The organism is Brevundimonas sp. NPDC055812 (genome assembly GCF_053616535.1).
Map to the genome: position 1 here is coordinate 174,143 of NZ_JBSHDX010000008.1, position 13,466 is coordinate 187,608.

13 protein-coding genes are annotated in these 13,466 nt (G+C 67.5%); 6 read left to right on the top strand and 7 right to left on the bottom strand.

Translation table 11 applies throughout. From position 1 onward, the window contains the following. Window positions 1-64: 64 nt before the first annotated feature. The 3 genes from ACWGL1_RS14280 to ACWGL1_RS14290 all read right to left on the bottom strand — a co-directional run bounded on the left by ACWGL1_RS14280 (window position 65) and on the right by ACWGL1_RS14290 (window position 3,735). Complete coding sequence (locus tag ACWGL1_RS14280) at window positions 65-2,035, bottom strand: alpha/beta hydrolase family protein (protein ID WP_291780832.1); 1,971 nt, start codon at window positions 2,033-2,035, stop codon at window positions 65-67. A 70-nt stretch (window positions 2,036-2,105) separates the two neighbouring features. Continuing rightward, complete coding sequence (gene infC, locus ACWGL1_RS14285; protein WP_024355064.1) at window positions 2,106-2,627, bottom strand: translation initiation factor IF-3; 522 nt, start codon at window positions 2,625-2,627, stop codon at window positions 2,106-2,108. Window positions 2,628-2,772: 145 nt separating this feature from the next. Next, window positions 2,773-3,735, bottom strand: coding sequence for a glycosyltransferase family 9 protein (locus tag ACWGL1_RS14290; RefSeq protein ID WP_452112358.1), 963 nt, complete (start codon window positions 3,733-3,735; stop codon window positions 2,773-2,775). Window positions 3,736-3,817: 82 nt separating this feature from the next. On the opposite strand from ACWGL1_RS14290, the gene ACWGL1_RS14295 reads away from it, so the two are divergent. Beyond that, entirely contained in the window at window positions 3,818-4,558 is a 741-nt protein-coding gene (locus tag ACWGL1_RS14295; protein WP_452112359.1) for an alpha/beta fold hydrolase, read from the top strand. Window positions 4,559-4,727: 169 nt separating this feature from the next. Here the strand turns inward: ACWGL1_RS14295 and hslU are convergent, their stop codons facing one another. Both hslU and hslV read right to left on the bottom strand, forming a co-directional pair. After that, window positions 4,728-6,032, bottom strand: coding sequence for an ATP-dependent protease ATPase subunit HslU (gene hslU / locus ACWGL1_RS14300; RefSeq protein ID WP_452112360.1), 1,305 nt, complete (start codon window positions 6,030-6,032; stop codon window positions 4,728-4,730). A 69-nt stretch (window positions 6,033-6,101) separates the two neighbouring features. Next, complete coding sequence (hslV, locus tag ACWGL1_RS14305) at window positions 6,102-6,671, bottom strand: ATP-dependent protease subunit HslV (protein WP_291780815.1); 570 nt, start codon at window positions 6,669-6,671, stop codon at window positions 6,102-6,104. Window positions 6,672-6,841: 170 nt separating this feature from the next. Here hslV and ACWGL1_RS14310 point away from each other — a divergent pair, with 170 nt between their 5' ends. Both ACWGL1_RS14310 and ACWGL1_RS14315 read left to right on the top strand, forming a co-directional pair. Continuing rightward, window positions 6,842-7,252, top strand: coding sequence for a BLUF domain-containing protein (locus tag ACWGL1_RS14310; RefSeq protein WP_312219215.1), 411 nt, complete (start codon window positions 6,842-6,844; stop codon window positions 7,250-7,252). Between the two features lie 31 nt (window positions 7,253-7,283). Next, window positions 7,284-8,060, top strand: a complete 777-nt coding sequence (locus ACWGL1_RS14315) for a HesA/MoeB/ThiF family protein (RefSeq protein WP_452112361.1) — start codon at window positions 7,284-7,286, stop codon at window positions 8,058-8,060. On the opposite strand, the gene ACWGL1_RS14320 is transcribed toward ACWGL1_RS14315, so the two are convergent. Further along, window positions 8,057-9,043, bottom strand: a complete 987-nt coding sequence (locus tag ACWGL1_RS14320) for a 2-hydroxyacid dehydrogenase (RefSeq protein WP_452112362.1) — start codon at window positions 9,041-9,043, stop codon at window positions 8,057-8,059. The genes ACWGL1_RS14315 and ACWGL1_RS14320 overlap by 4 nt on opposite strands. Before the next feature lie 53 nt (window positions 9,044-9,096). Here ACWGL1_RS14320 and ACWGL1_RS14325 point away from each other — a divergent pair, with 53 nt between their 5' ends. From ACWGL1_RS14325 to fabB, 3 genes are all read left to right on the top strand, one after another. Then, window positions 9,097-9,669, top strand: coding sequence for an SH3 domain-containing protein (locus ACWGL1_RS14325; protein ID WP_291780802.1), 573 nt, complete (start codon window positions 9,097-9,099; stop codon window positions 9,667-9,669). Between the two features lie 80 nt (window positions 9,670-9,749). After that, window positions 9,750-10,289 carry a 3-hydroxyacyl-[acyl-carrier-protein] dehydratase FabA gene (gene fabA / locus ACWGL1_RS14330; RefSeq protein ID WP_291780798.1) on the top strand — a complete coding sequence of 180 codons (540 nt, stop codon included), beginning with the start codon at window positions 9,750-9,752 and terminating at the stop codon, window positions 10,287-10,289. Window positions 10,290-10,353: 64 nt separating this feature from the next. Beyond that, window positions 10,354-11,583 (top strand): beta-ketoacyl-ACP synthase I, encoded by a 1,230-nt coding sequence (gene fabB, locus ACWGL1_RS14335; protein ID WP_452112363.1) that lies wholly within the window; start codon window positions 10,354-10,356, stop codon window positions 11,581-11,583. Window positions 11,584-11,912: 329 nt separating this feature from the next. Here fabB and ACWGL1_RS14340 read toward each other — a convergent pair whose 3' ends face one another. After that, the gene (locus tag ACWGL1_RS14340; protein ID WP_452112364.1) at window positions 11,913-13,244 is read right to left on the bottom strand and encodes a trypsin-like peptidase domain-containing protein; all 1,332 of its coding nucleotides are present in this window, start codon (window positions 13,242-13,244) and stop codon (window positions 11,913-11,915) included. Window positions 13,245-13,466 lie beyond the last annotated feature (222 nt).

Consider the following 13,466-nt stretch of genomic DNA (forward strand, 5'->3'; position numbering starts at 1 on the left):
GACAGCCGCAGTTCCCCTCCAATTTGCCGCGCAGTCGAATGACCGACAGACAAGGAGGACCGCTTCAATCCGCAGGGTTATGCCGCTCGAGGAAGGCGATCGCCGCCTTGAAAACCGCCTCCCGTCCTGAGCGCCGCGACAACCAGTGGTCCTCGCCGTGTAACTCCACGATATCGACGCTCTTTCCTTCCCTTTCCAGCGCTCGTCGGAAGAGCTCCGACTGTTCGTACGGCACGACGCTGTCGTCGGTCCCGTGGATCAGCAAGACCGGCGCCCGCACCCGGTCGGCGAGGCGCGCCGGGGACACTTCAGCGATAGAGTTGTCGTTGATGCGCGAAGCGCCCATGAAACGCTTCCAGTAGCGCATTACGTCCGTGTCGCGTCCGCCCGTTTGATCGCGCTCCCACGCCAGCATCCGGGGAAGGTCAGAGACGCCCGCACCCGCGACAGCGCATCGATAGGTTTCAGGGTCCAGCGTCACGCCGGCCATGGCCGCATACCCCCCGTAGCTCCAACCGAAAATGCAGACCTTGCCAGGATCGATCACGCCTTCGCGGGCCAGATGCGCCACGCCGTCGGTAAGGTCCGTCTGCATCTTGCGTCCCCACTCGCCATAACCGGCCTCGATGTGAGCCAGTCCAAAGCCGGTAGAGCCGCGATACTGCGGCTGAAGAACTGCGTACCCGCGCGAGGCCAGCACCTGAGCCCAATAGTCGAAGCCCGGCAGGTCGCGAGCTTGCGGCCCGCCATGAGGCATGACGACCAGCGGCAAACCCCGAGCCTCCCGACCGCGCGGCAAGGTCAGATAAGCTGGAATGCCTAGTCCGTCACGCGCCGCGTAAGTAATGAAACGGACCGGCCCCACCGTCTCTCCCGGCACGCCAGGATACCGCGACCCGACCTTGATAAGGCGCTGCTGCTTGATATCCACCACGGCATAGCTGCCGGGATCGGACGCTCCGTCGGTCAACACGACCAAACGCTCATAATCAGGCGTCGCGGATTCGATGCGAATGTTCTGACCTGGAAACAACCCCTCCAGATACTGCCATCGACGCGCCATTTCATCGTCGGTGAACAGGAACTCCGCTCGCTCCTCTCCTTCCGCTCCAAAGCCCAGGAGCTTCCGCGTCAGCGGGTGATAGATGGGGGCGGGATCGACCATGTCGTCGATCCTAACCCGCCGCGCGTCGCCTCCCGCCAACGGCGCCTCATAAAGCTCGACATCGCCGTCCTTGGGAACCGAGATCAAAACGGTTCCCTCATTCATGCCTTCGCCAAGCAGGGAGGGCGTATCGATCGTGAAACCCTCGCCGCTCCAGATCTCTCTCCAGCCTACATCGGCCTTCGCCTGGAGCCACCACCGCCCCGTATCGCGGCTCCACTGCGCCCGCGCGATAGATTTTCCGTCGGGCCCCACCACGCCCTCGAAGTCAGATCTGAGCACGCCCTCGCCGCTGTCCAGATCGACTTCGAACACCGAAAGACCGCGGTCTCGTGCATAGCTGCGCACGAAGGTCCGTATCCGCCCATCAACCTCACGCTGGAACGGCGGGCCTGCGATGAAGTTGAACAGGCCCGTCCCTTGAGATTGTCGCAAGCCGGCCGTGCTGCCGCCCCGGGAGCTGGACGAGCGCATCAAGGTGACGAAACGGCGCGTGCGGACATCGAAAGACTGAGCGGTAAAAAATTCCGCACGGTCCGACACCCATGCGACATCCGTATAATCAGAGGTCGTGATGACGACATGATCGTTATCGGCCCAGAAGACATCGCGAACCTTCTTGTCGCCGAGATCGACTGCGCCCAGCGCCTCGCCGGCGAGAGACCGAACACCCAGCCGGCGCTGTCCCTGCGGCGTCACGCCGATGAAGGCCAGTCTGGCTCCATCCGGCGACAGCACCACCTGATCAAGCGCCGGCAACGACGCATAGGCCTCCACGGGGGGCGGCGTGAAAGGGAGTGAGCGGTCGCTCGCCGCGACGCTGCTCGTCAAGGCCAAGACCCCCGCCGCCGCCACCAAGATCAACCTCATGTTCCCCTCCGACAAAAAACAGCGCTACACAGAAGCGTAGCGCTGTTATTCGTTCAAGTGTTTTTCGCGATCAGCGGGGGGCCAGGATCATGATCATCTGGCGGCCTTCCATCTTGGGCGCGAACTCGACCTTGGCTTCTTCCTCGAAGTCGGCCTGGACCTTGTGCATCAGCTTCATGCCCAGTTCCGGGTGGGCCATTTCACGGCCGCGGAAGCGGATGGTCACCTTGACCTTGTCGCCGTCGTCGAAGAAGCGATGCATGGCCTTGGCCTTCACATCGTAGTCGTGGCTGTCGATGTTCGGCCGAAGCTTGATTTCCTTCAGCTCGACGACCTTCTGACGCTTGCGCGCCTCAGCCTTCTTCTTCTGTTCCTGGAAACGATGCTTGCCGTAGTCCAGAATCTTGCACACCGGCGTTTCGGCGTTGGCGACGATCTGAACCAGGTCCAGGCCCGCCTCCTCGGCGGCCTCCAGCGCGGCGGACAAGGGCATGACGCCCTGTTTTTCCCCATTCTGGTCGATGAGCAGAACGCGGGCGGCGCGGATATCCTGGTTGATGGGCGGCCCGTCCTTTACGGGCGGCGCTTGCATTGGACGGCGAATGGGCGTCGTTTCCTTATGTGATCAGAAGATAGGCGAAAATTGTCTGCATGGCTCAGCGCGCGATGCCGCCGCTGTGTTCCAAGCGGCCGGAATATGGCGACGCAAGGCCGATGTTTCAAGGGATTTCGGGCCTTCAGGCCTTTACGGCCCCTTCAGCGACATAGGCGTCGTGCAGGCTCAGCACCGCCTCGAACACGTGATCGACGCTCAAATCTTCGATCGGGGCGAACTGACCGCGCGTCTCATTGGACGCCGCCGTGCGCGTCCTCGGCCCCCACGGGCCATACAGCCACCACTCGGTCGGGCCGAACAGGCCCAGCGTCGGCCGGCCCAACGCCGCCGAGACGTGCATCAGGCCGGAGTCGTTGCCGACGAACAGGGTCGCCCGGTCGATGGCGGCGGCCGAGCACAGGATGTCGCCCTTGCCTACGCAGTCGATGGCCCGCGGTCCCGCCGCCTCCAGTGCCGGGGTCGCGGGCGGGCGGTCGCCGGGACCGCCGACCGGCATGAAACGCCAGCCGTCGAAGCGCGGCTCGGCCTTCAGCTTCTCGACCAGCGCGCCCCAGCGGTCGGCGGGCCACGACTTGCCCGGCTGGTGCGCGATGGGGGCGAGCGCGATGATCGGCCCTGCGCCCGGACCGGAAGCCAGTTGCGGGTCGATGACGGAGGCGGCCTCGGCGCGGGCCTGATCGTCAAGAAAGATTTCCGGCTCCAGCGGCGTCGGCGAGCCCATCAGGCGCGACACCATCTCGACCTTGCGCAGGCCCGTCTCCCAGCGACGGTTGTAGACGATGCGCCGCTTCGCCGGGATCAGATAGGCCAGGGCCGAGCCGCGGATGTCCACGACCATGTCCCACTGCGTCCCCCGCACCTGCTTCCACAGGTCGACCCAGTGTCCGGCGGCCTTCTTCTTGTCGAGGATGATGACGCGCTCGACGTTCGGCGCGGAGCGAAAGAAGGGGGCGGGCGGACGGCCGCAGGCGACGGTGATGTGAACGCCCGGCAGTTGGCGCGCGATCTCGCGGATCACGCCGGAGGAGATGACGCAGTCGCCGATCCGGTTGGAGCTGACGAACAGGGCTTTGGGTGCAGACAAGCGGGCGCCTCGCGGCCTCTGTGAACAATCGTCGTCTCTGCTAAAGCCATTCCGCGAGGAATGACAGTCCGAGGAGTTTCCCATGTCCGACGTCCAGACCCTGATCCGCCCCGACGGCGAGACGCTGGCCTTCAAGGCGGTCAAGGGCGACGGCCCGACGGTCATCTGGGTCGGCGGCTTCCGCTCGGACATGGAGGGGACCAAGGCCCTGGCCCTGGACGCCGCCGCCCGCGAGCGCGGCTGGAACTATGTGCGCTACGACCACTTCGCCCACGGCGTGTCGAGCGGCGACTGGAAACAGGCCACCATCGGCCGCTGGCGCGAGGACGCCGTCGCCCTGATCGACAGTCTTGAGGGCCCGGTGGTTCCGGTCGGATCATCGATGGGCGGCTGGGTGGCGCTGCTGGCGACGCTGGCCCGGCCGGAACGGGTCAAGGGCGTGGTGCTGGTCAATCCGGCGCAGGACTTCACCGAAAAGCTGATGTGGCCGGGGCTGGCCGATCATGAGCGCCAGGCCATCCTGCGCGACGGCGAGACGGTCATCACCGAGGAAGGGCTGGGCTCCTACGTCCTGACCCGGCGGATGTTCGAGGAGGCGCGCGACTGGCTGCTGCTGGACGACCGGATCGACATCACGGCGCCGGTTCATGTGCTTCAGGGCCGCGCCGACGACGTGGTGCCGTGGCGCCATCAGGTCGAGCTGGCCGAACGCCTGAGCGGCGGCGACCTGCGCCTCGACCTGATCGAAGGCGGCGATCACCGGCTGTCGAGCCCGGCGGAACTTGAGCGACTGGTCGAGGCGGTGGAGGCGATGCGGGGCTGACTGCACGCACCACCTCCGCACACGTCGTACACGTCGTCATCCTCGGGCTTGACCCGAGGATCGAACGTCGGGGCACGCTCTTCCCGGCCGCCGTTACGCTGGCGGACAATCCGATCCTCGGGTCAAGCCCGAGGATGACGGAAAGACGAAAGCTCGCGGGAGAGGGGCCTCACAGGATGAACCGGCTCAGATCCACGTTCTTGGCCAGATCACCGACCTTCTCGCGCACCTTGTCGCCGTCGAACGTCAGGGTCTGGCCGGACAGGTCCGAGGCCTTGAAGCTGGTCTCTTCCAGCACCCGCTCCATCACCGTCTGAAGACGGCGCGCGCCGATGTTCTCGACCGTGGAGTTGGCGGCCACGGCGGCGTCGGCCATGGCCTCCACGGCATCATCGGTGAAGACCAGCTCGACCCCTTCGGTCGCCAGCAGGGCCTGGTTCTGACGGATCAGATTGGCCTCCGGCTCGGTCAGGATGCGTTTGAAGTCGTCGCGGGTCAGGGCCTTCAGCTCGACCCGGATCGGCAGGCGGCCCTGCAGTTCCGGCAACAGGTCCGACGGCTTGGCGACGTGGAAAGCGCCCGAGGCGATGAACAGCACATGGTCGGTCTTCACCGGCCCGTATTTGGTCGAGACGGTCGTGCCCTCGATCAGGGGCAGCAGGTCGCGCTGCACCCCTTCGCGCGAGACGTCGGCGCCGCCGCCGCGATCCTGACGCGCGGCCACCTTGTCGATCTCGTCCAGGAAGACGATGCCCTCGTTCTCGGCCAGCAGCAGGGCCTCCTTGGTCAGGCTTTCCTGATCCAGCAGCTTGTCGCTCTCCTCGGTGACGAGGGGCGCCACGGCGTCGCGCACGGTCAGCTTGACCGCCTTGGTGCGGCCGCCGCCCATCTTGCCCAGCATCTCCGACAGGTTCAGCAGGCCGACGTTGCCGCCGCCCGGCATGTCCAGCCCCTGCAAGGGCGAGGTCGTATCGGCCAGGGCGATCTCGATCTCCTTGTCGTCCAGCTCCCCGGCGCGCAGCTTCTTGCGGAAGGCCTCGCGCGTGGCGGGCTGCGAACCGGGTCCGACCAGGGCGTCGAGGATGCGGTCCTCGGCCTGGCCTTCGGCGCGGGCCTTGACGCCCGAGCGGCGCTTGTCGCGCACCATGACCAGGGCGCTCTCGACCAGATCGCGCATGATCTGATCAACGTCGCGGCCGACGTAGCCGACCTCGGTGAACTTGGTCGCCTCGACCTTGAGGAAGGGCGAGCCGGCCAGCCTGGCCAGACGCCGGGCGATCTCGGTCTTGCCGACGCCCGTCGGGCCGATCATCAGGATGTTCTTGGGCGTGACCTCGTCGCGCAGATCCTCGGGCACGCGCTTGCGGCGCCAGCGATTGCGCAGGGCCACGGCCACGGCGCGCTTGGCGTCGTCCTGGCCGACGATGAAGCGGTCCAGCTCGGAGACGATTTCACGGGGAGACAGGTCGGTCATTCTTTTTTCCAGAAGCGCCTGTGTGCGGCGCTAACGCTCGCCGCGCGGCGGCTCGCTACTTGAGCGCCTTCACAGGCTTTCGATGGTTAAATTGCCGTTGGTGTAGACGCAGATGTCGGCGGCGATCTTCATGGCCTTGCGGGCGATCTGTTCGGCGTCCAGTTCGGTGTTCTCGTCGATCAGGGCGCGGGCGGCGGCCAGGGCGTAGTTGCCGCCCGAACCGACGGCGGCCACGCCGTATTCCGGCTCCAGCACGTCGCCGACGCCGGTGACGGTCAGAATGGTGTCCTTGTCGGCGACCAGCAGCATGGCCTCAAGACGGCGCAGATAGCGGTCGGTCCGCCAGTCCTTGGCGAGTTCGACGCAGGCGCGCGCCAACTGGTCCGGATACTGCTCCAGCTTGGCTTCCAGCCGCTCGATCAGGGTCAGGGCGTCGGCCGTGGCCCCGGCGAAGCCCGCCAGCACCTTGCCGTTCGCCAGGGTGCGCACCTTGCGCGCGGCGCCCTTGACGATGGTCGGCCCCATCGAGACCTGGCCGTCGCCGGCGATGACGGTGCGGCCGTTCTTGCGCACCGCCAGGATGGTGGTGCCGTGCCAGTCGGGAAAGTTGGAGGCGCTCGTGTTCATGGCCGCTGACATGGCGAAGCCCGCCGTCCGCCGCAAGATCAGGCGGTGTCGCAATGCGCCGTCACACGAAAAGCTTAACCATAAATAATTCTTAATCGCGCCATGAAAGGTGGACCGCCCTTGCCGATCCGCCGCCTCGCTCGCCCGCGAGGAGGGCCCTGCGTTTTCTGTTTCGAGTTGCCTTGCCTCTGCACCGCGCCATCTATGTCAGCGACGCCGTCGGCGGCGCGGCGACCAGCCTTCTGATCCTGGCCGAGATTCTCGGCGCGTCCGAGCGCAACAACCGCCGCGACGGTCTGAGCAGCGTCCTGATGCGCCACGACGGCCGATTCCTGCAGCTCATCGAGGGCCGCCGGGCCGATGTCGATCGGCTGATGGACCGGCTGCGCGTCGATCCGCGCCATGAGAACCTGCGCCTGCTGTCTGATGTCGCCATACCGGGCCGTCGGTTCGGCGACTGGCCCATGATCCTTGCCGAGCTGACGTCGGAGGGGGCTCGACTGTTGGACGGCGACGCCCTGGACCGGCTCAGTCCCGCCCGCGCGGAGGCCCTGCTGGCCCTGGGCGTGGAGGCCGCGACCGTTCCTGCCTGACGCACCCGCCCGACTGCGCTAGACAGTCGGCGTGACTCAGTCTCCCGCCCCTTCCGCTCCGGTTCGCTTCTCCGATGAAGAGGTCGAACGCTACGCCCGCCAGTTGGTGCTGTCCGAGGTCGGCGGCCCCGGCCAGCAGGCGCTGAAGCGCGCCCGCGTCCTGATCGTCGGCATGGGCGGGGTCGGCAATCCGGCCGCCCTCTATCTGGCCGCCGCCGGGGTGGGGACGCTGGGTCTGGTCGACGACGACACGGTCGCCCTGTCGAACCTGCAACGCCAGATCGCCTTCACCACCGAGGACGCCGGACGATCCAAGGTCGAGGCGGGCGCCGAACGGCTGAGCGCCCTCAATCCGCACGTCACGGTCCAGACCTTCAACCAGCGCGTCACGCCGGACAGCGCTGCGGCCCTGATGCAGGGCTTCGACCTGGCCCTGGACGGCACCGATGACTTCGAGACGCGGCTGGCCGTCAACGCCGCCTGCTTGGCGGCGGGCAGGCCGCTGGTGTCCGGCGCGCTTGGCCGCTGGTCGGGGCAGGTGTCGGTGTTCGACGGGCGCCCCTGCTATCAGTGCCTGGTGCCCGAGATTCCGCCCGACGCCGAGACCTGCGCCCGCGTCGGCGTGGTCGGCGCCCTGGCCGGCGTCATCGGCGCCATGGCGGCGCTGGAAGCGATCAAGCTGATCACCGGCGCAGGCGAGCCGCTGACCGGCCGCCTGATGCTCTACGACGGCCTGGCCGGAAGCAGCCGCGTCGTGAAGATCGCCGCCGACCCCGCCTGTCCAATCTGCGGGTCAGCTCACGTCTAGAGCATCGCCGGGATCACGCGGTCGGGCGGGCGGTGCCCGTTCTGATAGGTCATGATGTTGGCGATCACCCGGTCGCCCATGTCCTGACGCGCCTCGATGGTGGCGGAACCGAGGTGGGGCAGCAGCACCACATTCGGGCGGCCGATCAGACCGGGGTGGACCTTCGGCTCGTTCTCGAACACGTCCAGGCCGACGCCGAACAGGGCGCGGCGATCCAGCGCCTCGACCAGAGCCGCCTCGTCGATCAGTTCGCCGCGCGCCGTGTTGACCACGATGGCGTGCGGCTGAAGGCGCGCCAGACGTTCGGCCGACAGCAGGTGATGCGTCTCCTTCGTCGCCGGGCAGTTGAGCGAGATGACGTCCATCCGCGCCAGCATCTGGTCCAGGTCGTCCCACCAGGTAGCGCCCAGCTCCTCGGCGATCATGTCCGGGACCGGCTTGCGGTTGTGATAGTGGACCTGCATGCCGAAGGCCCTGGCGCGGCGGGCCAGCGCCTGGCCGATGCGGCCCATGCCGACGATGCCCAGACGCTTGCCCCACAGCTTGCGCCCGCACATCCAGGTCGGGCTCCAGCCCTCGAACCGGCCCGCAGCGACGACGGCCGCGCCCTCGACGACGCGGCGGCTGACGGCCAGGATCAGGCTCATGGTCAGGTCGGCCGTGTCCTCGGTCAGAACGCCCGGCGTGTTGGTGACGATGATTCCTCGCCCGACCGCGGCGTCGATGTCGATATGATCCACGCCCGCGCCGAAGTTGGCGATCATCTTCAGCTGCTCGCCCGCCCCCGCGATCAGTTCGGCGTCCAGATGATCGGTGATGGTGGGCGCCAACACCTCGGCCCGCTGCAGGGCGGCGGCCAGTTCGTGGCGCGACATCGGCCGGTCGGTCAGGTTCAGCTCGGCGTCGAAAAGTTCCCGCATCCGCGTTTCGACCGCGTCAGGCAGGCGTCTGGTTAATACGACCTTAAGCTTGCGAGCGGACATAGGGGACCTGGGTTTTCCACGGGCGGCGCCCGTTCGGAACGGGTCGATATTCGGTGTCTAGCAAAGCTGCGGTCAGGTTCAAAAGGGCGCCTCGCGTCGCGGCCATCGCCGCCGTCCTGACGACCGGGGTTCTGCTGTCGGCGGGCGCCACCATGCCGGACGGCCGCCCGACCCCCACGGGGCTGGAGGTGCCGCGCTGGGTGACTCTCAAATCGTCGCAGGTGCGCGCACGTCAGGGGCCTGGCCTGGACTATCGCATCCTGTGGGAATATCGCGCCGCCGGCCTGCCCGTTCAGGTGATCGCCGAAACCCGCGAGTGGCGAAAGATCTGCGATCCCGACGGCTCCGTGGCCTGGATCCACCGCACCGTCGCCTCGGGCCGCCGCAGCGTCTTCAACCGCTCGGACGAGGCCGTGCCGATCCGGTCCGGTCGGTCCGAGACCGCTTCCATCCGCGCCCTCCTGTCGCCGCACGCCCTGATCCCCCTGGACGAATGCGAGGACGGCTGGTGCCGGGTGCGGGCGCGCAAGCTGCGCGGCTGGGTGCAGCAGAGGGCGGTCTTCGGCGCCCAGGAGCGCGCCCTGTGCAACGCCGCCCGCCCGGCCGGAACCGGCCGCGCCTCCTGATCTCATATAGTGACGGCATGGTTGAGCGCGGCCTCCGGGTCGTGTAACCCGCCAGCAACACCTTTCGGAGCCGATTTCCCTTGAGCCAGTCGCAATATCCGTCGTCGTTCGATCACGAAGGCCTGCTGGCCTCGGGCCGGGGCGAGCTGTTCGGTCCGGGCAACGCCCAGCTGCCGGCGCCGCCCATGCTGATGTTCGACCGGATCAAGACCATCTCCGCCGACGGCGGCGACTACGGCAAGGGTTATGTCGAGGCCGAACTCGACATCAACCCGGACCTCTGGTTCTTCCAGTGCCACTTCATCGGCGATCCGGTCATGCCGGGCTGCCTGGGCCTGGACGCCATGTGGCAGCTGGTCGGCTTCTACCTCGGCTGGATCGGCGGACCGGGCAAGGGCCGCGCCCTAGGCGTCGGCGAGGTCAAATTCACCGGCCAGGTGACGCCGGACGTCAAGAAGGTGGTCTATAAGGTTCACCTGAAGCGCGTCATCAATCGCAAGCTGGTCATGGGCATCGCCGACGGCGTGCTCGAGGCCGACGGCGAGGTCATCTACACCTGTCAGGATATGCGCGTCGGCCTGTTCGGCGGCGCGGCCACGGTGGAACCGAGCGCCGCCTGACCCCACTTGATGGGATAGCTGCGGCCAACGCGGCGCCCGAAGACTTTGTAGGATTGGAAACACCATGCGGCGTGTCGTCGTCACCGGCCTGGGCATCGTCTCTTCCATCGGCACCGGCCAGGATCAGGTCGCGGCCTCTCTCCGCGACGCCAAATCAGGCGTCCAGCACGCCGCCGACCACGCCAAGTACGGCTTCCGCTCCCAGGTCTGGGCGCCGCCGGCCCTGGGTCATACGGCCGAGGACTGGGCGCCTCTGGTCGATCGCCGCGCCGCTCGCTTCCTGGCCAACGGCACGGCCTGGGCGCACATCGCCTTTGAAGAGGCGCTGAAGGACAGCGGCCTGTCCGCCGAAGAGATCAAGGACCCGCGCATCGGCCTGATCGTCGGCGAGGGCGGCCCCTCGACCCAGGTGATCCTGCAGGCCGCCGCCACCACGGTTGAAAAGGGCTCGCCCAAGCGCGTCGGCCCCTTCGCCGTGCCCAAGGCCATGGCGTCCGGCCCGTCGGCCGTCCTGGCCACATGGTTCGAGCTGAAAGGCGTCAACTATTCGATCAGCTCGGCCTGCGCGACCAGCGCCCACTGCATCGGCGCGGCCGCCGAGCAGATCGCCTGGGGCAAGCAGGACGTGGTCTTCGCCGGCGGCTGCGAGGACATCGACTGGTCCATGTCGAACATGTTCGACGCCATGGGCGCCATGTCTTCCAACTTCAACGACACGCCCGACAAGGCCAGCCGCGCCTATGACACGACGCGCGACGGCTTCGTCATCGCCGGCGGCGCGGGCATCGTGGTGCTGGAAGAATACGAGCGCGCCGTGGCGCGCGGCGCGACCATCTACGCCGAAGTCACCGGCTACGGCGCCAACTCGGACGGCTACGACATGGTGGCCCCCTCGGGCGAGGGCGCCGAGCGCTGCATGAAGATGGCGCTGGAGATGGCCGGCAATCCCAAGATCGACTACCTGAACCCGCACGGCACCTCGACGCCGGTCGGCGACAGCAAGGAGATGGGCGCGGTGCGCAACGTCTTCGGCGACGCCATGCCGATGATCTCCTCGACCAAGTCGCTGACGGGCCACTCTCTGGGCGCGGCGGGCGCGCAGGAGGCCATCTACTGCCTGTTGATGATGAAGCACGGCTTCGCGGCCGAGAGCGCCCACATCGAGACCCTGGACCCCGAATTCGAGGGCATGCCGATCCTGCGTCAGCGCCACGACGGCGAACTGAAGCATGTCATGTCCAACAGCTTCGGCTTCGGCGGCACCAACGCCACCCTGATCCTGTCGAAGGTCTAAGCTTCACCAATCGGGAAAATCCGAAGCGACACGAAAACGCCCCCATTCGGTCCTTCGCCCGCCCGGAAGGGCGCGCACACATGCATCATCGGCCTGTCGGAGTTCGGAAAAGTCCCGGATCCTGAACAGCCCCCCCAGCCCCCTGGATTTTTCCGCGTAAAGGGCTCTGGCGGGCCGATGCTTCCTCCAAGCGACGCCCGCGCCTGCCCCTCCTCCCCCTCCCCGGCAGCGCGGGCGTTTTGCTGTCCGCTTCCCGCCAGACGCACAAGACTTCGCCCGCGCGACGCCGGGTCACGCGGGCGATGCCGTAGAGCTTCAGACAGCGCGGATCAGGCCGGCAGGTCGATCTCGACCCGCTCGTTGTCGCGCAGCACGATGATCGGCACGACCGTCTCGCCTGCGGCCTGCAGACGCTGGGCCAGATCCTTCATGTCGGCGATCTCGGCGCCGTTCGCCTGGACCACCACGTCCCCGGCCTGGAAACCCGCCGCGGCGGCGGACGATCCCGCCTCGACCACGGCGATCTGGACGCCCCCGCCCGAGGCCGGATTGCGCATCGTCAGACCCCGCGCCATGGCCGCCTGGGCGCCCAGGCGCACCGGCGCCGGATCGGACGGCTCGACCGTCAGCCGGGTCGAGGCCTCGCGGCCGTCGCGCAGATAGACGACCGGCATCTGGGTCCCGGCGCGGGCGATGCCGACCGTGGCCTGAACCGAACCGGCGTTGGCCACCGGGCGGTCCTGGATGCGCGTCAGCACGTCGCCGGGCTTCAGCCCCGCCTTCTCGCCCGCCGAGCCCGGCTCGACGTCATAGACCACGGCGCCGCGCACGATGTTCAGCCCGACCTCGCGCGCGCGCTCGGCCGTCAGGGAGCCGAGGCCCAGGCCGACGCGGCCGCGCTTGACCTCGCCGGTGGCGCGCAGCTGGTCGACCACGAACATCATGATGCGCGTCGGCACGGCGAAGGCGATGCCGTCGTTGCCGCCGCCGAAACCGCCCGACAGGATGGCGGTGTTGATGCCGATCAACCGCCCCCGGCTGTCCAGCAGCGGCCCGCCCGAGTTGCCCGAGTTCACCGCCGCGTCGGTCTGGATGTAGTCCTCGATGGCGTCGCCCATGCCGGAGCGGTTCAGACCCGAGATGACGCCCATGGTCAGGGTCTGGTCCAGGCCCAGGGGATAGCCGACGGCGAAGGCCAGGTCGCCGCTGCGCAGGGTGTCGGAATCCACCGTCGCCACCTGCGACAGGCCCGTGGCGTCGATCTTCAGCACGGCGATGTCGGTCGCCTTGTCCGCGCCGATCAAGGTGGCGTCGAACAGGCGGCCGTCGATCAGGTCGACCGTGAACTTCTGGCCGTTCTCGATGACGTGGTGGTTGGTGACGATGATGCCTTCGCGCGCGTCGATGATGACGCCCGACCCGCCCTGCGAGGGCTTAGGATTGTTTTCCGAGCTGGGACCGCGCGACTGGCCCAGGGTCGTCACCTGAACCACGGCGGGCAGGCTTTCCTCCAGGCCGGCGGCGAAGGTGAAGACGCCGCGCCGAGCGTCATAGGGCATGGCCGCGACCGGCGACTGGACGGCCGTGGCCGCAGCCTGGGCCATGCCGCTGAAGCTGAAGATCGCCAGGGCGGCGCCGGCCAGCAGGCTGTGTTTGGTCATTCCCGTTTCCTTCACGCGTCGACCGTTCTCGGCCGACAGACTGGCGAGCATCGCCGCCCCGCAGGCGAGACAAACGCGCGACAACAGCAAAGGATCGTCGCGTCGCGCGTTTTCTGCAACGCTTGTCTCAGAAGGCGGCTTCGCCGGTGATGGCGCGGCCCAGGATCAGGGCGTGAACGTCGTGCGCGCCTTCATAGGTGTTGACCGTCTCCAGGTTCATGG